General features: G+C 67.3%; 14 protein-coding genes and 1 pseudogene. 9 read left to right on the top strand and 6 right to left on the bottom strand.

The window, feature by feature from the left end:
* The first annotated feature begins 31 nt into the window (after positions 1 to 31).
* Together FQS62_RS16745 and pbpC are read left to right on the top strand one after the other, a co-directional pair.
* Positions 32 to 4,939, top strand: coding sequence for an alpha-2-macroglobulin family protein (locus tag FQS62_RS16745; protein ID WP_208043555.1), 4,908 nt, complete (start codon positions 32 to 34; stop codon positions 4,937 to 4,939).
* A gap of 49 nt (positions 4,940 to 4,988) precedes the next feature.
* The gene (gene pbpC / locus FQS62_RS16740; RefSeq protein WP_107380058.1) at positions 4,989 to 7,370 is read left to right on the top strand and encodes a penicillin-binding protein 1C; all 2,382 of its coding nucleotides are present in this window, start codon (positions 4,989 to 4,991) and stop codon (positions 7,368 to 7,370) included.
* 57 nt (positions 7,371 to 7,427) lie between these two features.
* Here the strand turns inward: pbpC and FQS62_RS16735 are convergent, their stop codons facing one another.
* Positions 7,428 to 8,003 (bottom strand): ferritin-like domain-containing protein, encoded by a 576-nt coding sequence (locus FQS62_RS16735; protein WP_057499874.1) that lies wholly within the window; start codon positions 8,001 to 8,003, stop codon positions 7,428 to 7,430.
* A 29-nt stretch (positions 8,004 to 8,032) separates the two neighbouring features.
* Entirely contained in the window at positions 8,033 to 8,515 is a 483-nt protein-coding gene (locus tag FQS62_RS16730; protein WP_049444717.1) for a peroxiredoxin, read from the bottom strand.
* Between the two features lie 261 nt (positions 8,516 to 8,776).
* On the opposite strand from FQS62_RS16730, the gene FQS62_RS16725 reads away from it, so the two are divergent.
* Positions 8,777 to 9,670, top strand: a complete 894-nt coding sequence (locus FQS62_RS16725) for a DnaJ C-terminal domain-containing protein (RefSeq protein WP_049444715.1) — start codon at positions 8,777 to 8,779, stop codon at positions 9,668 to 9,670.
* A 115-nt stretch (positions 9,671 to 9,785) separates the two neighbouring features.
* Here the strand turns inward: FQS62_RS16725 and pilH are convergent, their stop codons facing one another.
* Both pilH and FQS62_RS16715 read right to left on the bottom strand, forming a co-directional pair.
* On the bottom strand, positions 9,786 to 10,157 hold the full coding sequence (pilH, locus tag FQS62_RS16720; protein WP_005410644.1) for a twitching motility response regulator PilH: 372 nt from the start codon (positions 10,155 to 10,157) through the stop codon (positions 9,786 to 9,788).
* Positions 10,158 to 10,245: 88 nt separating this feature from the next.
* Entirely contained in the window at positions 10,246 to 11,241 is a 996-nt protein-coding gene (locus tag FQS62_RS16715; RefSeq protein WP_208043554.1) for a YhdH/YhfP family quinone oxidoreductase, read from the bottom strand.
* A gap of 153 nt (positions 11,242 to 11,394) precedes the next feature.
* Here FQS62_RS16715 and hflK point away from each other — a divergent pair, with 153 nt between their 5' ends.
* The 5 genes from hflK (at position 11,395) to FQS62_RS16690 (ending at position 16,050) form a co-directional block, all read left to right on the top strand.
* Positions 11,395 to 12,528 carry an FtsH protease activity modulator HflK gene (hflK, locus tag FQS62_RS16710; RefSeq protein ID WP_057493463.1) on the top strand — a complete coding sequence of 378 codons (1,134 nt, stop codon included), beginning with the start codon at positions 11,395 to 11,397 and terminating at the stop codon, positions 12,526 to 12,528.
* Positions 12,525 to 13,388, top strand: a complete 864-nt coding sequence (locus FQS62_RS16705) for a protease modulator HflC (RefSeq protein WP_010482785.1) — start codon at positions 12,525 to 12,527, stop codon at positions 13,386 to 13,388. The genes hflK and FQS62_RS16705 overlap by 4 nt, the downstream gene beginning before the upstream one ends.
* Before the next feature lie 66 nt (positions 13,389 to 13,454).
* Positions 13,455 to 13,640 carry a DUF2065 domain-containing protein gene (locus tag FQS62_RS16700; RefSeq protein WP_005414170.1) on the top strand — a complete coding sequence of 62 codons (186 nt, stop codon included), beginning with the start codon at positions 13,455 to 13,457 and terminating at the stop codon, positions 13,638 to 13,640.
* Between the two features lie 325 nt (positions 13,641 to 13,965).
* A complete protein-coding gene (locus FQS62_RS16695; RefSeq protein ID WP_099589603.1) occupies positions 13,966 to 15,258 on the top strand; it encodes an adenylosuccinate synthase in 1,293 nt (430 codons plus the stop codon).
* Positions 15,259 to 15,381: 123 nt separating this feature from the next.
* A complete protein-coding gene (locus FQS62_RS16690) occupies positions 15,382 to 16,050 on the top strand; it encodes a hypothetical protein (RefSeq protein WP_088479613.1) in 669 nt (222 codons plus the stop codon).
* Here FQS62_RS16690 and FQS62_RS16685 read toward each other — a convergent pair.
* Both FQS62_RS16685 and FQS62_RS16680 read right to left on the bottom strand, forming a co-directional pair.
* Entirely contained in the window at positions 15,986 to 16,642 is a 657-nt protein-coding gene (locus FQS62_RS16685) for a M23 family metallopeptidase (protein ID WP_088479612.1), read from the bottom strand. The genes FQS62_RS16690 and FQS62_RS16685 overlap by 65 nt on opposite strands.
* Positions 16,643 to 16,646: 4 nt before the next feature.
* Positions 16,647 to 17,609 carry a L,D-transpeptidase family protein gene (locus FQS62_RS16680; protein WP_208043553.1) on the bottom strand — a complete coding sequence of 321 codons (963 nt, stop codon included), beginning with the start codon at positions 17,607 to 17,609 and terminating at the stop codon, positions 16,647 to 16,649.
* 235 nt (positions 17,610 to 17,844) lie between these two features.
* Between FQS62_RS16680 and FQS62_RS16675 the strand changes: the two are divergent.
* Positions 17,845 to 19,967 (top strand): annotated as a pseudogene (locus FQS62_RS16675) (methyl-accepting chemotaxis protein).
* Positions 19,968 to 19,976 lie beyond the last annotated feature (9 nt).

Raw genomic sequence — 19,976 nt, 5'->3', positions numbered from 1 at the left:
ATAATGTCTGCCTCGATCAAGGAGTGACGACATGAGCGGTCCGGCACGGCGGAAGCGGTGGGGTTGGGCGGCGGCTGTACTGGCAGGAGGCCTGTTGCTGGGTCTGGCCGGTTGTCGCAATGACAACGGGCAGCTGCCCAAGGCCAGCGGCGAAGCCATCGCCACCAAGGCCGAGCAGGTGAAGGACTTCACCCTGCTGCGCGCCTATCCGGACCAGAAGAGTGAGGGCCTGTCGCTGGCGCTGGAGTTCTCGCGCCCGCTGGTCGGCACCCAGGACTTCGACAAATTGGTGCGCTTCGAAGAGAAGGTCGGCACCGACGACAGCAGCTGGACCCTGTCCGATGACGGCCTGACCCTGCGCTACCCGTTCGTCGAGGCCGGCAAGGAGTTCAGCCTGGTGGTCTCGCCGGACCTGCTCGCCGCCGATGGCAGCCGCCTGGGCAAGGAGCTGAAGCAGAAGGTGTTCAGCGGCGAGCTGAAGCCGGTGGTTGGCTTCGCCTCGCAGGGCAGCGTGCTGCCGGCCAAGGACAGCCGCGGCCTGCCGGTGGTCTCGGTGAACGTGCCGGAGGTCGATGTCGAGTTCCTGCGCGTGCGCGAGAAGGACCTGCCGACCTTCTTCAGCCAGTACCAGCGCGGCGGCCGCCGTGGCAGCTGGGAGCTGAGCAGCGACTACGAGCGCAGCCCGATCAACAAGCTGGCCGAGCCGGTCTACGTCAACCGCTTCATCCTGGGCGGCAAGAAGAACGAGCGGGTGCTGACCTACCTGCCGACACAGGACATCAAGGAACTGCAGGAGCCGGGCCTGTACTTCGCCCTGCTCAAGCGCACCGGTGACTACGAGGGCGAGTTCGATACCGCGTTCTTCTCGGTCAGCGACATCGGCCTGCATACCCGTGCCTACAAGGACAAGCTGTTCGTGCACACCGCCGGCCTCAAGGACGGCGCGCCGCTGAAGGGCATCGATCTGCGCGTGCTCGATGCCAAGGGCGAGATGGTGCTGAAGGGCAGCACCGACGGCAACGGCAATGCGCTGCTGAACTACACCCTGGACGCCACCCACGTGCTGGTCGCCAGCAGTGGCAAGGACACCAGCTTCCTGCCGTTCAACCAGCCGGCGCTGGACCTGAGCGAGTTCGCCGTGGCTGGCCGTGACAACGCCTGGTTCGATGTCTACGCCTGGTCCGGCCGCGACCTGTACCGACCGGGCGAGACCGTGCGCCTGTCCGCGCTGCTGCGCGACAACGACGGCAAGCCGGTCAAGGCACAGCCGGTGTTCCTGCGCCTGAAGCAGCCCGACGGCAAGACCTTCCGCGAGACACGCCTGCAGCCGGGCGACCAGGGTTACATCAACTTCGAGCAGGTCATTCCTGCCGAGGCGCCGACCGGGCGCTGGCAGGTCGAGTTCCGCACCGACCCTGCCAGCAAGGAAGCGATCCAGGGCATGACCCTGCGCATCGAGGAGTTCCTGCCCGAGCGCATGAAGCTGGACCTGGACAGCGCGCAGAAGACGCTGAAGCCGGGCGAGGATCTGCGCCTGCAGGCCAATGGTGCCTACCTGTATGGTGCGCCGGCCGATGGCAACCGCTTCACCGCACGCATGGCGGTCGCCGCCGAACAGAAGCCGGTGGAGGGGCTGCCAGGCTATTTCTTTGGTGACCCGACCCTGCAGCTGCCGCGCGAGGCCAAGGACGTGATCGACACCACGCTGCCGGGCAATGGCCAGCTGCGTGAGGATGTGGCGTTGCCGGAAGAGGCAGCCAAGGCCAAGGCACCAATCGCCGTGGTGCTGTCCGGCAGCCTGTATGAAACCGGTGGCCGAACGGTCACCCGTACCCTGAAGCGGGTGATGTGGCCGGCCAACGCCCTGGTCGGTGTACGCCCGCTGTTCAACCCCGAGGACGGTGCCGATTCCAACGGCAATGCGCGCTTCGAGCTGATGCGCGTGGATGCCGCCGGCACGCCGCAGCCGGCCAAGGGCCTGAAGATCACCCTGGTGCGCGAACTGCGCGACTACCACTGGACCTTCAACGACAACCGCTGGGACTATGACTTCACCCGCCGCTTCGAGAACAAGGAAACGCGCACCGTCGATGCCGGCAGCAGCGCGGTCGCCTTCGATTTCCCGGTGGAGTGGGGCGAGTACCGGGTGGACGTGTTCGATCCGTCCACCGGCCTGACCAGCCGTTACCCGTTCCGCGCCGGCTGGAGTTGGGGCGATGACAACCGCGGCCTGGACGCGCGTCCTGACAAGGTCAAGCTGGGCCTGGACAAGACCGGCTACAAGGCCGGTGACACCCTGGAAGTGACGGTGACCCCGCCGCATGCCGGCAAGGGCATCCTGATGGTCGAGACCGACCGCATGCTGTACGTGCAGGACATCGAGGCCAAGCCGGGTTCGACCTTCAAGATTCCGGTCACCGCCAATTGGGAGCGCCACGACGTCTACATCACCGCACTGGTGTTCCGCGGCGGCAGCGCGCCGAGCAAGATCACTCCGGCCCGTGCCGTGGGCGTGGTGCATGTGCCGATGGATCGCAAGGGGCGCACCGTAGCCGTCGGCCTGGCCGCGCCCAAGCAGATGCGGCCGGAGCAGGACCTGCCGGTGACGGTCAGCGCACCGCAGCTGGCCGGCAAGGTGGCGCACGTCACCGTCTCGGCGGTGGACGTGGGCATCCTCAACATCACCCGTTTCCCGGTGCCCGACGCCGGTGCGCACTTCTTCGCCCAGCGTCGCCTCGGCATCGATGCCTACGACATCTACAGCCGGGTGATCGAGAGCTTTGACGGCGGTGCCGGCAAGCTGAAGTTCGGTGGCGACATGGCGCTGCAGGCGTTGCCACAGGCCAAGCGCCCGACTGCGCGCGTGCAGACCGTGGACCTGTTCTCCGGCCCGGTGCAGCTCGATGCCAAGGGCACCGCCCGCATCCGCCTGAAGGTGCCGGACTTCAACGGCACCCTGCGCGTATCGGCGCTGGTCTACAGCGATGACCAGTACGGCAAGCGCGACGTCGAAACCATTGTGCGCGCGCCGATCCTGGCCGAAGCCAGCATGCCGCGCGTGCTGGCCCCGGGCGACCGCAGCACCGTGACCCTGGACGTGCAGAACTTCACCGGCAAGCCGGGCCAGTTCAACGTGAAGGTGGAAAGCGAGGGGCCGTTGAACCTGGGTGAGGGCAGCCGCAGCGTGCAGTTGAATGCCGATGCCAAGACCACGCTGAGCTTCCCCTTGTCGGCACGCGAAGGCCACAGCGTGGCCAAGGTGCGGGTGCGGGTGGACGGCAACGGCTTCAAGGCCGATCGCCGCTACGACCTGCCGGTGCGTGCGGCATGGCCACAGGTGCTGCGTTCGCAGGTACGCACGCTGGATCCGTTGGCCGCGGTGAGCCTCGACAACAGCCTGACCGAGGGCCTGATGTCCGAGTCGGTGAACGCACGGCTGCTGGTCAGCCCGCTGCCGCCGATTCCGTTCGCCAGCGCGCTGCAGGGCGCGTTGAACTACCCGTACGGCTGTGCCGAGCAGACCACCAGCAAGGGCTACGCCGCGCTGATCCTGGACCAGGCGACGTCGTCGATGCTCGGTGCCGACGGGCTGGATGCCAAGACCCGTCGCGAGCGCATGGAAGGTGCGTTTGGCCGCCTGGCGTCGATGCAGGTGGCCAACGGCAACTTCTCGATGTGGGGTGACGACGGCTACGTGAATCCGTGGCTGACCCCGTACATCACCGAGTTCCTGCTTGATGCCAAGGACGCCGGCTTCGGCGTGCCCGACAACGTGCTGCAGAAGGCGCTCAACCGGCTCAGCGAGGATCTTCTGTCCGGCGGCAACCAGTTCTACGGCCAGGATGACCGCGAGAAACTGAAGTTCGCCAACCAGGCGTATTCGGGCTACGTGCTGGCCCGGGTCAACCGTGCGCCGCTGGGTACCCTGCGCACGCTGTACGACAACGAGCGCAGCAAGGCGGTCGGTGGCCTGTCGCTGGTCCACCTGGGCGTGGCGCTGTCGTTGCAGGGAGACGCCAAGCGCGGCCAGGCGGCACTGGCGGCGGCGTTCGCCAAGTCCAGCAGCGAACGCCCGTCGTACTTCGGCGACTACGGCAGCGCCATCCGCGATGACGCGCTGATGATTGCGCTGACCCACGAAAACAAGCTGGCCAAGCCGGCCTGGGACGCGCGTGCGGTCGATCTGGGCCGTGGCCTGGATGCGCGACGCAACGCCGGCTGGATGTGGCTGAGCACGCAGGAACAGGTGGCGATTGCCCGCCTCGGCAAGGCGCTTGCTGCCAACCAGAAGGCGCTGGTGGCCGGTGAACTGGTGATTGGCGGCAACACCGAAGCCATCGGCGAGCGCAAACTGTTCGGCCGCAACTTCAGCGCCAGTGAGCTGGCCAGTGGCGTGCGCTTCACTCCGCAGGGCCAGCCGCCGATGTTCGCCAGCATCGACGTGGCTGGCATCCCGCGCAGCGCACCGGCGCCGGACAACAGCGTGCTGGGCGTCGAGCGCAGCTACTACGGCACCGATGGCAAGCCGTGGTCGCCGCGCCCGCTGAAGGAAGGCGAAGCACTGATCGTGCGGGTCACCGTCACCGCTGACACCACGATGCCGGATGCACTGCTGACCGACCTGCTGCCGGCGGGCCTGGAGATCGAGAACTTCAACCTGGGCGATGCCAAGCAGTGGGCCGACGTGGTGGTCGATGGCATCACCATCAGCGATCGCGGTGAAGCGGCCGATACCAAGCACGAAGAGTTCCGCGACGACCGCTACGTGGCCGCGCTGAAGCTCTCGCGTGGCAGCAAGGCCAACGTGTTCTACCTGGTACGCGCGGTGACCCCGGGAACCTACTCGGTGCCGCCGCCGCTGGTGGAGGACATGTACCGGCCGCAGCTGCGTGGCGTTGGCCGCAGCAACCCGACCACGATCACGGTAGTACAGCCGTGACCGCGCGGACGGGCCGCGACGGCGCGGCCCGTCCTGATGGCAATTCGCAATGAAAGACGCAATGAAGACCCGGCTGGCGGCCCTGCGCCGCCGGCTGCGGCCGCTGTGGCCGTGGTTGCGCTGGGGTACGGCCGCCACGCTGGCGCTGCTGCTGGTGCTGGATTTCGCCTTCCCGCCGCCGCTGCCGAAGCAGCGTGATACCAGCACCCTGGTAGTGGCCGCCGACGGCACGCCGCTGCGTGCATTCGCCGATGCCGAGGGCGTGTGGCGCTATCCGGCTTCGATCGACAGCGTCTCGCCGTTGTACCTGCAGGCGTTGCTGACCTACGAAGACCGCTGGTTCTGGCGTCATCCGGGCATCAACCCGCTGGCGATCCTGCGTGCCAGCGGCCAGCTGCTGCGCGGCGGTCGCATCGTTTCCGGTGGCTCGACCCTGACCATGCAGGTCGCACGCATCCTCGATCCGCATACGCGTACGCCCTGGGGAAAGCTCAAGCAGATGCTGCGCGCGGTGCAGCTGGAAGTGCATCTGAGCAAGCAGCAGATTCTGGCCCTGTACCTGGAGCGCGCGCCCTACGGCGGCACCATCGAGGGCGTGGAAGCGGCCAGCTGGGCCTACCTGGGCAAGCCGGCGGCGCAGCTGTCGCATGCCGAGGCCGCGTTGCTGGCGGTGCTGCCGCAGGCGCCAAGCCGGCTGCGCCCGGACCGCCATCCGGAAGCGGCACAGAAGGCGCGTGACAAGGTGCTGTCACGCATGGCCGAACTGGGTGCGTGGACAGCGGAAGAAGTGGAAGACGCCCGCATCGAGAACGTGGTGGCACGCTCGCTGCGGCCGCCGCTGCACGCCGCACTGCTGGCGCAGCGCCTGCATTCGGCGCATCCGGGCCAGGCACGCATCCGGAGCAGCATCGACATCGGCCTGCAGCGCACGCTGGAAGAACGCGTGGCCAGCTATTTCTCGACGCTGCCCGAGCGCACCTCGGCCGCCCTGCTGGTGGTCGACAACCAGACCCTGCAGGCGCGCGCCTATGTGGGCACGCTGGCGTTCGGTGATCGCCAGCGGCTTGGCCACGTGGACATGGTGCAGGCCTGGCGTTCGCCGGGCTCCACGCTCAAGCCGTTCCTGTATGCAATGGCGCTGGACGATGGCCTGATCCATTCGGAAAGCCTATTGGTCGATGCGCCGCAGAGTTTCGGCAGCTACCGCCCCGGCAACTTCGACATGGCCTTCAATGGACCGATCGGCGCCTCCAGCGCATTGCGCCTGTCGCTCAACGTGCCCTCGGTGGATCTGCTGCAGCGTGTCGGGGCCGCGCGCTTCGCTGCACGCTTGTCTCACTCCGGCATCCAGTTGCGCTTCCCGCCGGGCAGCACGCCCAACCTGTCGCTGATCCTGGGCGGCACTGGCGCGCGGCTGGAAGACCTGGTCGGCGCGTTCGCTGCGCTGAACCGCAACGGCATCGCCGGCCGCGTGCGTTACACCGACGACGAGCCGATGATCGAGCGGCGCTTGGCCTCGCCAGGCGCCAGCTGGATCGTGCGCGAGATGCTGGAGTCGAACCCGCGCCCGGGGTACAGCGTCGGTACGTTCGATGTCGGTGGCCGCCCGCGCGTGGCGTGGAAGACCGGCACCAGTTACGGGTACCGCGATGCGTGGGCGATCGGCAGTACCCGCCACTACACCGTGGGCGTGTGGGTGGGGCGGCCAGATGGCACGCCGTTGCCGGGCCAGTACGGCGCGGTCACTGCGCTGCCGCTGATGTTTGAAGTGGTGGACAGCCTGCCGCGACAGCGCGGTGACTCGGCCGCTGCGCCGATGCCGGCCAGCGTCAGCCAGGAGGATGTTTGCTGGCCCACCGGCGAACGTGCCGAGGGTCTGCCTGCGGCACTGTGCCAGCGGCTGATGCCCGCCTATCTGCTGGAAGGGGCGGCACCACCGACCTTCCCCGAACGCGAAGCACGGCGTTGGCAGCCGGGTCGGCAGCGCTACCTTGCCGACGCGCGTACCGGTCTGCGCGTGTCAGCCGATTGCCGCTTGCCGCACGAAGAAGTCGCGCGCGAGATCGCGCGCTGGCCGGCATTGTTGTCGCCGTGGCTGTCCAAGGCCACGCGCGAAGCCTCGCAGCTGCCGGCGCTGTCGCCGGACTGCCGTGATGATGGCCGCGAGGCCAGCGTCGCGCTGCACATCGACGGGCTCAACGATGGCGCCACGCTGGCGCGTGCGCCAAATTCGGAACATGGCGTACGCCTGCAGCTGCGCGCGCTGGGCAGCGAGCAGACGGTGGACTGGTTGCTGGATGGACGCTGGATCGCGCAGACCCGCGGCGCGCAGTTGATGCAGCGGGAGTTCGCCGAGCCGGGCGCGCACACCCTGACCGCGCTGGCGGCCGATGGCGCGTGGACGCAGGTAAGGTTCAACGTCCTCCGCTAGATGCCACCGTTGGTTGGCACGCGATAGATGCGCGCACCAAGGTGGGCATCGACCGGATCATTCCCCGATCCACCCATCCAGCAGGTCGGCGAACTCGTCGGCGTGTTCCTCTTCCTGTGCGAGGATCTCTTCAAGAATGCGCTTGGTGGTGGTATCGCGGTCGCCGATGAAGTTGATCATCTCGCGGTAGCTGTCGATGGCGATGCGTTCGGCCACCAGGTTCTCGCGGACCATGTCGCGCAGGTCGCTGCCTTCCTTGTATTCGGCATGCGAGCGCGCTGTCAGCGTATCCGGGTTGAAGTCCGGCTCGCCGCCGAGCTGGACGATGCGCTCGGCCAGCTTGCCGGCGTGCGCCTGTTCCTGCTGTGCATGCTCGAGGAATTCGGCCTTGACCGCGTCGGCCAGCATGCCCTTGGCCATGAAGTAGTGCCGGTAGTAGCGCAGCACGCACACATACTCGGTAGCCAGGGCGTCGTTGAGCAGCTTGATCACCACCTTGCGGTCGGCGCTGTAGCTGTCGGTGATCGCGCCGTCTTCGATGTTGCGCCGGGCGCGCTCGCGCAGCGTCTCGCGGTCGCTGATGCCGGGAACGTTTGCGGCGGGCTTGCTGGCTTTGGCTGGCTTGCTGGACATGGCTGGCCGTTTCCTTCTGCGGTGGGGAATCAGGTGGGAAGATGCTCCAGCACGTACTCGGCCGAAGACACTTCGAACTGGCCGGGCTGTTCAACCCAGGCCTCTCGGACTACGCCGTCGTCGACATACAGGGCGAAGCGGCGCGAACGGACGCCCATGCCCGAGGCGCTGGCATCAAGCTCCAAACCCAAGGCGCGCGTCAGCTCGGCGTTGCCGTCGGACAGCATCAGCAGGCCGTCGGGCACGCTCTGGTCGGCGGCCCAGGCCTTCATCACGAACGGGTCGTTGACGGCCATGCAGTAGACGTCAATGCCGCGCTGGCGGAATGCCTGGAATTTCTCGACGTAGCCGGGCAGGTGGCGCGCCGAGCAGGTTGGGGTGAACGCGCCGGGCACGGCGAACAGCACCACCTTGCGCGCATCGAACAGCGAATGCGTATCGAGTGTTTCGATGCCCTCGCGGATGCGCTTGAGGGTCACTTCCGGAATGCGGTCGCCGACATGGATGGTCATGGGGAACTCCTTGCTGGGGCAGGCTAGTGGGCCGGATGGGACAGGGACGTCAAGACATTGGAAACCCGGTGTGCAGGCCCCATCTTCAGGCGTTGTGGCAGGGGCTTCCAGCCACAGCGTGGGGCACGGGGATGGCAGCCGCATTGCGCAGGATCAGTCGGCCTCACCGGGGCCGCACGAGGGGCGGCGTAGCCTCGCCGGCGCGTAGAATGAACCCAGGGCGGCGCCACCGGCGCAGCCGAAGCGAATCGAGGTAGCTGGATGGAATTCAAGGATTACTACGCCACCCTGGGGGTGGAACCGAGCGCGGGCGAGGCGGAGATCAAGACCGCCTATCGTCGGCTGGCACGCAAGTACCACCCGGACGTCAGCAAGGAGGCCGGGGCCGAAGACAAGTTCAAGGCGGTCAACGAGGCCTACGAGGCGCTGCGCGACCCGGAGAAGCGCGCTGCCTACGACCAGCTGCGCGCACAGGGCTACCGCCCTGGCGAGGAATTCAACGTGCCGCCGAACTACGGCGGTGCCGGTGGCTTCAACTTCGAGGAAGTGTTTGGCGGCGGTGGCCCCAATGGCGGCTTCAGCGACTTCTTCGAGAGTCTGTTCGCGCGCCAGCGTGGCGGTGGCGGCGCTGGCCCGGGTCCGGGCTTCAGCAGCCAGGGCCACGCCCCCAACCGCGACACCCGCGCCAAGCTGTCGGTACCGCTGGAAGCGGCCTACAGCGGCGACAGCCTGCGCATCACCGTCAACGGCAAGCAGCTGGACGTGCGCGTGCCCAAGGGCATCCGTCCGGGCCAGGTGATCCGCCTGGCAGGGCAGGGCAACCATGGCGGCAACCTGCTGCTGGAAGTGGAATACGCCGCCCACCCACAGTTCGAGGTCGATGGCCGCAACATCCTCTATACGCTGCCGCTCACGCCCTGGCAGGCCGCGCTGGGCACCAGCATCAGCGTGCCGACCCTGGGCGGTGCCGTGGAGCTGAAGATTCCGGCCGATTCCGATGCCGGCCGCAAGCTGCGCCTGCGCGGCCGTGGCCTGCCGGGCAACCCGGATGGCGACCAGATCGTTGAAATCGAGATCGTGGCCCCGGCCGCGACCGACGAGGCGCAGAAGAAGGCCTACCGCAATCTGGCCAAGGCGTTCGGCGAGACGATCTGAGGCTTTGGTTATGTGGAGTCGAGCATGGCTCGACTCTACAAAAGCGTGCCAACCAAGGTTGGCACCTACCAAACAAGAGCGTGCCGACCAGGGGCGGCACCCATCCGCGCGCGGCTCAGCCCTGCCCGGCGAACACCCGCTCCAGCACCTCGGACAGTTCGTCTTCCGAGAACGGCTTGGTGATGTAGGCCTTGGCGCCCTGGCGCATGCCCCACATGCGGTCGGTGTCCTGGTCCTTGGTGGTCACCAGGATCACCGGAATGTGCCGGGTGGCCTCGTCGCGGGCGAGGGTGCGGGTGGCCTGGAAGCCATTGAGGTTGGGCATCACCACGTCCATCAGGACCAGGTCGGGCAGCTCGGCCTTGGCGGTTTCGACCCCGGCAGCGCCATCGGTGGCGGTCAGGATCTGGTGCCCGAGCTTCTCGACGATGCGCTGTATCCCCAACAGCTGCGACGGTGAGTCGTCGACGATCAGAATGCGTGCCATGTTGTTCCCCATGTAATGCCCGCAGTGTAGTGCGGGCCCATTACCGGCGGGAGGGCCGCGTCTGCCGTCCGTCGCCTGCCTGCGACGTTCAGTCGATCCGCACCACGGTGCGTCCCAGTGAACCACCGGCCAGCATCCGCTCGAATACGGCGGGAAGACCATCGAGACCGACTTCGGCGGTGCAGATGCGTTCCAGGTGCTGCGGCTTCCAGTCACTGCCCAGCCGCGCCCAGACTTCCTCACGCAGTCCGCGTGGCGCATTGGCCGAAGACACGCCGAGCAGCGAGACGCCGCGCAGGATGAACGGCATCACCGTCATGTCCAGCGTCGGGCTGGCTGCCAGGCCAGCACTGACCACGCTGCCGTAGGGCACGGTCTGCGCCAGCAGGCTGGCCAGCATGTCGCCTCCGGCATTGTCGAGGCCCCCGCCGAAGCGGGCCGACTGCAGCGGGGCGGTATCGGAGAGCGCCTCGCGCGGCAGCACCTCGGTGGCGCCGATGGCGTGCAGGAAGTCGGTCTGGTCAGGCTTGCCGCTGACCGCGTGCACGGCGTAGCCGGCACGGCTGAAGATCGACAGCGCCAGCGCACCGACACCGCCGCTGGCACCGGTGACCGCCAGCGGGCCGAGCTCCGGGGTCTGCCGGTTGTCCTGCATGCGCAGCAGGGCCAGCGCTGCCGTGAAGCCGGCGGTGCCCAGCACCATCGCCTCGCGCGGGGTCAGCCCGGCCGGCTGGGCGATCACCGCCCGCGGCTCCAGCCGCACGTACTGGCTGTAGCCGCCGTCGCGGGTCTCGCTGAGGCCGCAGCCGGTGGCCAGCACGGCGTCGCCTTCACGCCAGTCCGGGTCGGTGCTGGCCACGACGGTGCCGGCCACGTCGATGCCACCCACCAGCGGGAAGCGGCGCAGGATCTTCCCCTTGCCGGTGCCGGCCAGCGCGTCCTTGTAGTTGACGGAGGACCAGTGGGCGCGGATCAGCACCTGGCCGGGGTTGAGGTCGTCGACCCTGAGCTGGGCCAGGCCGCTGCGGTAGCCGGCGTCGTCATTGTTGATGCGGAAGGCGGTGAACGGGGTGGTGGGGGCCATCGGCGTTGCCTGACTTCGAGGAAAACGCCACCTTACCCCGTTGCCCCCCTTTCGATCCTGCCGATCCGCCCCATCTTGTATGATCGGTGATGGTTTCACGGCTGGCGGTGCGGGAAGGGCCCGCGCCGCAGCCCAAATCTTGATGGAGCGTGCATGGCCTGGAATACACCCGGCGGCAACAAGGGCGGACAAGGCCCCGAGGACAATCGACGCGGGCCCTTCGGGTCGCGCGGCGGTGGCAATGGTGGTGGCTGGGGCGGATTGCCCGGGCCGCTGAAGGACCTGTTCGACGGTGGCATCGTGCGTTGGGTGGTGGCAGCGGTGGTATTGCTGGTGCTGTTCTCCAGCTTCCAGCTGATCGGCGAACAGCAGCGTGGCGTGGTGCTGCGCTTCGGCCAGTTCTCGCGCATCCTGCAGCCCGGCCCGAACTTCAAGCTGCCGTGGCCGATCGAATCGGTCACCAAGGTCAACGCTACCGAGATCAAGACCTTCTCGATCCAGGTGCCGGTGCTGACCCGTGACGAGAACATCGTCAACGTCTCGCTGAACGTCCAGTACCGCATCGACGACCCGCAGCAGTACCTGTTCGGCACCGTTGATGCCAACCAGGTGCTGGAACAGTCGGCGCAGAGCGCGGTGCGCGAGGAAGTCGGCCGTGCCGACCTCAACGCCGTACTGAACAACCGTGGCCCGCTGGCCGTGGCTGCCGAGGAGCGCCTGCAGGCGCTGCTGAAGGCGTTCAAGACCGGTCTGACCGTGACCGGCCTGACCCTGCAGGACGCCCGTCCGCCGGAGGAAGTGAAACCGGCCTTCGACGAGGTCAACGGTGCCCAGCAGGTCAAGGAACGCCTGATCAACGAAGCCCAGGCCTACGCCGCCAAGGTCGTGCCGGAAGCCCGAGGCCAGGCCTCGCGTGCCCGTACCACCGCCGAAGGCTACAAGCAGGCCGTGGTGTCCAAGGCCGAGGGTGACGCGCAGCGCTTCAGCCTGTTGCAGGCCCAGTACAAGGACGCCCCGGAAGTGACCCGCAAGCGCCTGTGGCTGGAGACCGTGCAGCAGGTGCTGAGCGAGAACCGCAAGGTGATTGGTGGCGATGGCCGCCAGCTGATCTACGTGCCGATGACCGGCGACACCCGTCCCAGCACGTCGGCCCCGGCCGCAGTGGCCAACCCGGACGTGGTGATGCCGTCGCTGCCGGGTGCAGCGGTGGAAGCTTCCCGTGATCCGGGCCGGCCGGTGGGCCGCCCGACCGGGCGACCGAGCGGCCGTGAGGAGGGCAGCCGATGAAGAGTCCTATCTGGATCGCCGTGATCGTGGCGGTGGTGCTGGGCCTGCTCGGCTCGGTGTACGTGGTCCGTGAGGACCAGACCGCCATGGTCCTGAACCTGGGCAAGGTGGTGCGTTCGGACATCAAGCCGGGCCTGCACTTCAAGGTGCCGGTGGTGGAAACGGTGAAGGTCTTCGACCGCCGCTTCCAGGTGCTCGACACCGCGCCGGCGCGCTACTTCACCGCCGAGCAGAAGGACGTCAGCGTCGACTTCTTCGCCATCGGCTACATCTCCAACGTAGGTGACTACTTCCGTGCCACCGGCGGCGATCCGCGCATTGCCAACGCCCGCCTGGCACCGATCATCACCGACTCGCTGCGCAACCAGATCAACTCGCGCACGCTGCAGCAGCTGGTGTCCGGCGACCGCAGCGAGCTGATCGCCGAGCAGCTGAAGGGGATCAACGAAGCGGTGGCCGGCCTCGGCATGCAGATGATCGACCTGCGCATCAAGCAGGTGGACCTGCCGACCGACAGCCAGGTGATCAACGACGTGTACGAGCGCATGCGCGCCCAGCGCAAGCAGGAAGCCGCCAAGCTGCGCGCCGAAGGCGAGGAGCAGTCGCTGACCATCCGCGCCCAGGCCGACCGTGACAGCACCGTGCTGATCGCCGAGGCCGAGCGCGATGCCCAGCGCCTGCGCGGTGAAGGCGATGCCGATGCGGCCCGCATCTACGGCAAGGCCGGCTCGGCCGATCCGTCGTTCTATGCGTTCTACCGCAGCCTGGAGGCCTACCGTGGCTCCATGACAGACGGAAACGGCGTGATCGTGCTCGACAAGAATGACCCGTTCCTGCAGTACCTGAAGAACGACCGCTGAGGTCGCAGGGCAGTACCCCACGGGGCCCGGCCAAATGCCGGGCCCCGTGCTTTTTCCGGAGTCCCCATGAAAGATCTGTTTGCCGCCGTCTGCCTGGTGGCGGTGCTGGAAGGCCTGTTCCTGTTCGTCGCGCCGTTCGCCTGGAAGCGCATGGCCGAGCGCCTGCTGGACCTGCCCAGCCCGGCCCTGCGCAGCTTCGGCGGGCTGGTGCTGCTGGCCGGCCTGAGCCTGCTGTGGTGGGTGCGGCACTGAAGGCCCGGCGCGGCCGCCTGCGTTCACATGCGTGACCCGGCTCTGGTAGATGCCAACCTGGGTTGGCATTGCCGGCCAGCGGCCGGCACGACCGGGCGGGGCGGCTGACCGGCCGGTGAAGCCGTCCGTCGGAAAGGTGGCACCCGACCCTGGAAACCCGGATAATGCACAAAAGCCGGACGGGCCTCCCCGTTCGGCTTTTTCTGTGTCTGGGCCTTCCATCGCCGGCCGCTCCCCGTTTGGAGCCGCCCTCCAGGTGCTGGCCAGCCCCGCCACGGTTTACCCGTCCGCGGCCCCGATGGCCGCAACATATGAGGAGCCCGTCATGGGTCAGTCTGTCGTAGTGCTTGGTGCCCAGTGGGGCGATGAAGGCAAGGGCAAGATCGTCGATCTGCTCACTGAGGAAATCGGCGCCGTCGTGCGCTTCCAGGGCGGCCACAATGCCGGCCACACCCTGGTCATCAACGGTAAGAAGACCGTCCTGCACCTGATCCCGTCGGGCATCCTGCGTGACGATGCGCTGTGCCTGATCGGCAACGGCGTGGTGATCTCGCCGGCCGCGCTGCAGAAGGAAATCGCCGAGCTGGAAGCCTCCGGCGTGGAAGTGCGTTCGCGCCTGAAGATCTCCCCGGCCGCGCCGCTGATCATGCCGTACCACATCGCCCTGGACCAGGCGCGCGAGCGCGCTGCCGGTGGCAAGGCAATCGGCACCACCGGCCGTGGCATCGGCCCGGCCTACGAAGACAAGGTGGCGCGCCGCGGCATCCGCATCGCCGACCTGCATTATCCGAAGCAGCTGGAAGAGCTGCTGCGCACCGCGCTGGATTACCACAACTTCGTGCTGACCAAGTATCTGAACACCGATGCGGTCGATTTCCAGAAGACCTTCGACGAAGCACTGGCCTTCGGCGAATACGTGCAGCCGATGAAGTCCGACGTGGCCGGCATCCTGCACGACCTGCGCAAGCAGGGTAAGCGCGTGCTGTTCGAAGGCGCGCAGGGCGCGCTGCTGGACATCGACCACGGCACCTACCCGTACGTCACCAGCTCCAACACCACCGTCGGTGGCGCGCTGGCCGGTTCCGGCGTCGGCGCCGATTCGATCGACTACGTGCTGGGCATCGCCAAGGCCTACGCCACGCGCGTCGGCGGCGGCCCGTTCCCGACCGAGCTGGACGACGAAGTCGGCCAGGGCATCCGTGACCGCGGCGCCGAGTACGGTGCTTCGACCGGCCGTCCGCGTCGCTGCGGCTGGATGGACATCGTCGCGCTGAAGCGCGCCGTGGCCATCAACGGCATCAGCGGCCTGTGCATCACCAAGCTGGACGTGCTGGACGGCATGGAAAAGCTGAAGGTCTGCATCGCGTACGAATACAACGGCAAGCGCACCGAGTACGCGCCGCTGGATGCGCAGGGCTGGGAAGAGTGCACCCCGGTGTACCTGGAGTTCCCGGGCTGGACCGAGAACACTCACGGCATCACCAACTGGGATGACCTGCCGCCGGCCGCACGTGCCTACCTGCGTTCGCTGGAAGAACTGGCCGGTTGCCCGATCAGCATCGTCTCCACCGGCCCGGACCGCGACCACACCATGGTCCTGCAGGATCCGTTCGCCTGAGGTAGCGCCGGGCGCTGCCCGGCGTAGGTGACAGGAAGAGCCCCGCGAAAGCGGGGCTTTTTCGTTTTCGATACTGTGGCGGCACAGCCGGCGGGGAAGCGCAGCGATGACGGAGACTTCGGCATGAAGGGCGAGACGGTCGTACGGGTGACCCTGTGGCTGCTGTGGAGCCTGTGGACGCTGGCCTGCATCGTGCTGGTGCTGGGCGCGCTCGCCAATTACCTGGCTTCGCGCACGCAGACCCTGCCGTTGGTGCTGCAGCCGGGCGCGACCGCCGAGATCACGGTGTACCGCTTCATCGACGACCCGCTGCGACTGCGCCTGCGCTATGCGGATGACAGCGCCGATCCGGCGGTCGATCCCGAGCTTCGCCTGCGCGCGGACACCCCGACCGATCGCACCGAGTTCCGCGCGGACAGCCGCTCGGCGACGACCGGTCCAGAGATCCACCGCGCACTGGAATCGGTCGAGCGAGACAGGTTCGCCGCGTCGTACTTCGGCTACGGCCGCGGTGATGCACTGCCGCGTGGCCGTTCCTCGCTGCGGCTGACCGTGCTGGAGGTCGACCCGGCGCTGGCCGGCCGTGCGGCCTCGGTGGACCTGCTGCCGCCGATGGACGTGCTGAAGCTGACCGACCTGGACTACCTGTGGCTGTGGCCGTTCTTCTTCTGGAAGGTGGCGGCGTTGTTCCTGCTGATCCCCGGGGCTGCCCTGGCGGCATTCACCTTCACTTTGCGACGCTGGCAGCGTCGGGCGTCGAAGCAGCCGATTCCAGCAATGGATACGGATTGATCGATTCCCCCTTCCACCACTGCTTCTCCGGCCCCAGCACGTGCACTTCAAAGTGCAGATGCGGAGCCTCGGCACTGGCGTTGCCTGTGCTGCCGACATAGCCGAGGACGTCTCCGCGCTTGATCACCTGCTTCTCCGCCAAGCCATCGGCGTAGCGCTGCAGATGCGCGTAGTAGTAGCACCAGCGGCCACTGGGCTCGAACTGGTAGATCGTCAGCCCGCCACGCTCGCTGTTGAACAGTTTTTCCACGGTGCCATCGGCCACCGCCAGCACCGGCGTGCCGGCGGTGGCCATGATGTCGATGGCATCGTGCACGCGGCCCTCGCTGCGTGCATCGGTGAACGTGTCGCGCAGCTGGGACGCCTGGATGCCCTGCACCGGCAGCAGCAGACCGGCTGGCGCATCGGTGGCGTTGGACGGCGGCGCGGCCGTGGGAGCCGGGCCGTCCACGCGCGGCGTTGCAGCCGCAGCCACCGCAGGTTGCACTGCGGGCTGGGCAACCGCCACCGGCTCACCTGCATCGCGGTGCAGCCACCAGCCTGCACTCAGCCCCAGCAGAACGCCCACTACGATCAGCTGCGAAAGACGCATCGGCTCACTCCTGCATCACCACGGGTACCGAGGTATCCACCGCATCGGCCACACGCAGCGCATCCCAGTTGGTCATGCGCACGCAGCCATGCGACTCGGTCTTGCCGACATGGCCGGGCTCGGGCGTGCCATGCAGGCCGTAGTGCGGCTTGGACAGGTCGATCCAGACCCGGCCGACCGGATTGTTCGGGCCCGGCGCCAGTGTCGCCTTCTTTTCACCTTTTCGGGCATCCCAGAACAGCTTCGGGTTGTAGTGGAACGGCGGGTCGCGGTAAACACCCAGGATCTTCCATTCGCCGATCGGCAACGGGTCGTGCTGGCTGCCGGACGACACCGGCACCTGCGCGATCAACTTGCCCTGCGCATCCAGCAGCTGCAGGGTGGAGTCGGATTTATCGACCACGATCTTCGTCGCCTTCGGCAATGCCGCCGGTGCGATGTTTGGCACCTGGATGTGGTTGCCGGCCTTGCTCAGATCCACGCCCGGATTGAGCAGCTTCAACAGCTCAGGGGATGCGTGGAAGCGTTCGCCCAGCGACTCTTCGACGTTGTTGAAGCTCAGCGATTTCAGTTTGGACTGTGCGGCGGGGCCCTTCGGCACCGCCTGGAACGGCCCGGCGACATCCTCGCTGGTCAGCGTGTAGCTGGCCAGGGGGGTGACCGTATCAGCCTGCAGGGCCTTCCAGGTCGCGTCATCCAGTTCACCTGTTACCGTCAGCCCACGCGCCGCCTGGAAACCCGACACTGCGCGCCGCTGGTTGCTGCCCACTTCGCCGTCGATCTGGCCGGGCGAGAAATTCGCGCGATCCAGCAGCACCTGGGCGTGCAGGGCAGATCGTGGTGCGGTGTCCGGTCCTGCCTTCTCGGCAATGGGGGCAGGCAGTCCAGGCGGCGGCGCCTGCGCGAACGCAGGCGATGCCAGGAGCGACAAAGCGAGCAGGGCGGATCGGGACACAAGTAAAGGCATTGGGATCTCCAGAAGATGGCGCCACAACCTTGCCTGCAGCCCGCGCAGAGCCACCGTGAAAGCGATCTGACGCCCGCATGAGCAGCCATGCCCGTAGCAGCCCGGTCCCGGGCGTAGATGCCGCCGGGCCGGAGTCTCACCAAGGTGAACGGTGCCCGACGCCATCGATGAGCGGCGATCAAGATTGCCTGCCGGGCCGCCGATAAGGGCGCATCCCCCCGTTTTGGATACCCCCATGAACTACTTGAGGAACGTCAGGGTTGCCTGGCGTCTTGGGCTGGGCTTTGGCCTGTTGCTGCTGCTGGTTGCCGCTGTGGTGGCCACCGGCGCCACCGCCAGTGTCGTGCAGAAGCGCGCGATGCAGCAGGTGGTCGACGTCAGCGTGGCCAAGGTGCGCCTGTTGTCGCAGATGCTCGATGCCAACAACCAGATGATGGTGGTGCGCCGCGAGATGCTGATCCGCCAAGGTGACGACCGCAGCAGCGACGAGAAGCGCATTGCCGATCTGGTCAAGCGCTACGAGGCCAGCTGGTCCGCCTACCAGGCGCTTCCGGGTGATGCCGAAGGCAAAGCCATTGCAGAAACCATCGCCACCAAGCGAGCCATCGCGCGCCCGCTCAACAAGCAGACCAGCGAGCTGATGGAGCAGGGCGACTATCCGGGCGCCGTGGCGCTGACCCTGGGCCCGGTGCAGGACGCGGCCAACGGCTGGAACAAGGCGTTGTCGGACGGCGTGGACTTCGAGGAAAAGGAAAGCCGCAAGGCTGCTGCCGAAGCGATCCGCCTGGGCGAGCGCAGCCTGTTGCAGCTGCTGGTGTTGGGCGGCGTCGCGCTGCTGGCGGGCATCGCCGCCTCGGTGATGATCGGCCGCAGCCTGACCGGCCCGCTGGCGCGCGCGGTGAATCTTGCCGAGCGGCTGTCCAAGGGCCAGCTGGACCAGGAGTTCCGCCTCGGTGGCCGCGACGAGCTGACCAGCTGGGCGAGGCCATGGCCAGCGTCCGCCAGAGCGTGCAGGCGGCGATCGGCGCGCAGCTGCAGATGGCCGAACAGCACGAAGCCGGCGCAATCCGTTATCGCATGGATGCCAGTGCCTTCCCCGGCGATTTCGGCCGCATGGTGCAGGCCACCAACAGCCTGGTCGAATCGCACGTGCAGGTGGAACTGCTGATGGCTGAAGTGATGCAGCGTTACGCCATCGGTGACCTCAGCCGCGACCTGCCGGACTACCCGGGCGAAAAGGGCACGTTGACCCGCACCCTGGCGGCGGTGAAGCAGAGCCTGATGGCGATCAACGCGCAGATCGATGAGCTGGCCCGCGCTGCACGCGCCGGTGACTTCACCATGCGCGGCGACGCCGCCGCGTTCCAGTACCAGTTCAAGGCGATGGTCGAGCACCTCAACGGCATGATGGCCAGTTCGCAGGCCAGCATCGCCGATGTTTCCGACGTGCTGCGCGCGATCTCGCACGGCGACCTGACCGCACGCATGGATGGCGAGTACGACGGCGTGTTCGCGCGCATGCGCGACGACGCCAACACCACCACCGCCCAGCTGACCGGCATCGTGCGTGGCATCCAGGTAGCCGCCGACAGCATCAACAACGCGGCGCAGGAACTGGCGGCCGGCAACAACGACCTGTCGCGCCGTACCGAGCAGCAGGCGGCCAATCTGGAAGAAGCCGCCGCATCGATGGAGGAACTGACCTCCACCGTGCGTCAGAACGCCGAGCTGGCGCGCCAGGCTGACAGTGAAGCGCATGCCGCCGGTGCCGCCGTGCGCGAGACCGAACAGGCGATGGCACAGATGGCGTCGGTCATGGGTGAGATCGATCAGTCCTCGGCACGCATCTCGGAAATCTCCACGGTGATCGACGGCATCGCGTTCCAGACCAACATCCTGGCGCTGAATGCTGCGGTGGAAGCCGCACGTGCAGGCGAGCAGGGGCGCGGTTTCGCCGTGGTCGCCAGCGAGGTACGCACGCTCGCACAGCGTGCCGGTGTCGCCGCCAAGGAGATCAAGGAGCTGATCGAAGACGCTGCTGCCAAGGTGAAGAGTGGCCTGGCGGTGACCGTTGAATCGGAAGCGGCGATCGCGCGCGTGGCCCAGGCCAGTTCGCGCACCACTCAGCTGATGAGCGACATCGCAGCGGCCAGCAAGGAACAGGCCGCCGGCATCGAGCAGGTCAACCAGGTGGTGGTGCAGATGGACCAAGTGACCCAGCAGAACGCCGCCCTGGTGGAAGAAGCCACCGCGGCCAGCCGCGCGCTGGAAGAGCAGGCGCATGCGCTGACCACGTCGGTGTCGGTGTTCAAGGTGGAAGGTGCATCGGTTCCGGCTGTGCCGCGTCGCGCAGCCTGACCCAAGCCA

Origin of the sequence: Stenotrophomonas sp. SBJS02 (genome assembly GCF_020428325.2) — a bacterium.
In the GTDB taxonomy this organism is placed as follows: Bacteria; Pseudomonadota; Gammaproteobacteria; order Xanthomonadales; family Xanthomonadaceae; genus Stenotrophomonas; species Stenotrophomonas africana.
Note: the sequence above shows the minus strand (reverse complement) of the source record. Positions and strands in the feature narration are given on the sequence as shown.

Bases quoted from the DNA above. Each gene is read 5' to 3' on its own strand.
- FQS62_RS16745 (WP_208043555.1), top strand. From the start codon at position 32: ATGAGCGGTCCGGCACGGCGGAAGCGGTGGGGTTGGGCGGCGGCTGTA.
- pbpC (WP_107380058.1), top strand. From the start codon at position 4,989: ATGAAAGACGCAATGAAGACCCGGCTGGCGGCCCTGCGCCGCCGGCTG.
- FQS62_RS16735 (WP_057499874.1), bottom strand. From the start codon at position 8,003: ATGTCCAGCAAGCCAGCCAAAGCCAGCAAGCCCGCCGCAAACGTTCCC.
- FQS62_RS16730 (WP_049444717.1), bottom strand. From the start codon at position 8,515: ATGACCATCCATGTCGGCGACCGCATTCCGGAAGTGACCCTCAAGCGC.
- FQS62_RS16725 (WP_049444715.1), top strand. From the start codon at position 8,777: ATGGAATTCAAGGATTACTACGCCACCCTGGGGGTGGAACCGAGCGCG.
- pilH (WP_005410644.1), bottom strand. From the start codon at position 10,157: ATGGCACGCATTCTGATCGTCGACGACTCACCGTCGCAGCTGTTGGGG.
- FQS62_RS16715 (WP_208043554.1), bottom strand. From the start codon at position 11,241: ATGGCCCCCACCACCCCGTTCACCGCCTTCCGCATCAACAATGACGAC.
- hflK (WP_057493463.1), top strand. From the start codon at position 11,395: ATGGCCTGGAATACACCCGGCGGCAACAAGGGCGGACAAGGCCCCGAG.
- FQS62_RS16705 (WP_010482785.1), top strand. From the start codon at position 12,525: ATGAAGAGTCCTATCTGGATCGCCGTGATCGTGGCGGTGGTGCTGGGC.
- FQS62_RS16700 (WP_005414170.1), top strand. From the start codon at position 13,455: ATGAAAGATCTGTTTGCCGCCGTCTGCCTGGTGGCGGTGCTGGAAGGC.
- FQS62_RS16695 (WP_099589603.1), top strand. From the start codon at position 13,966: ATGGGTCAGTCTGTCGTAGTGCTTGGTGCCCAGTGGGGCGATGAAGGC.
- FQS62_RS16690 (WP_088479613.1), top strand. From the start codon at position 15,382: ATGAAGGGCGAGACGGTCGTACGGGTGACCCTGTGGCTGCTGTGGAGC.
- FQS62_RS16685 (WP_088479612.1), bottom strand. From the start codon at position 16,642: ATGCGTCTTTCGCAGCTGATCGTAGTGGGCGTTCTGCTGGGGCTGAGT.
- FQS62_RS16680 (WP_208043553.1), bottom strand. From the start codon at position 17,609: ATGCCTTTACTTGTGTCCCGATCCGCCCTGCTCGCTTTGTCGCTCCTG.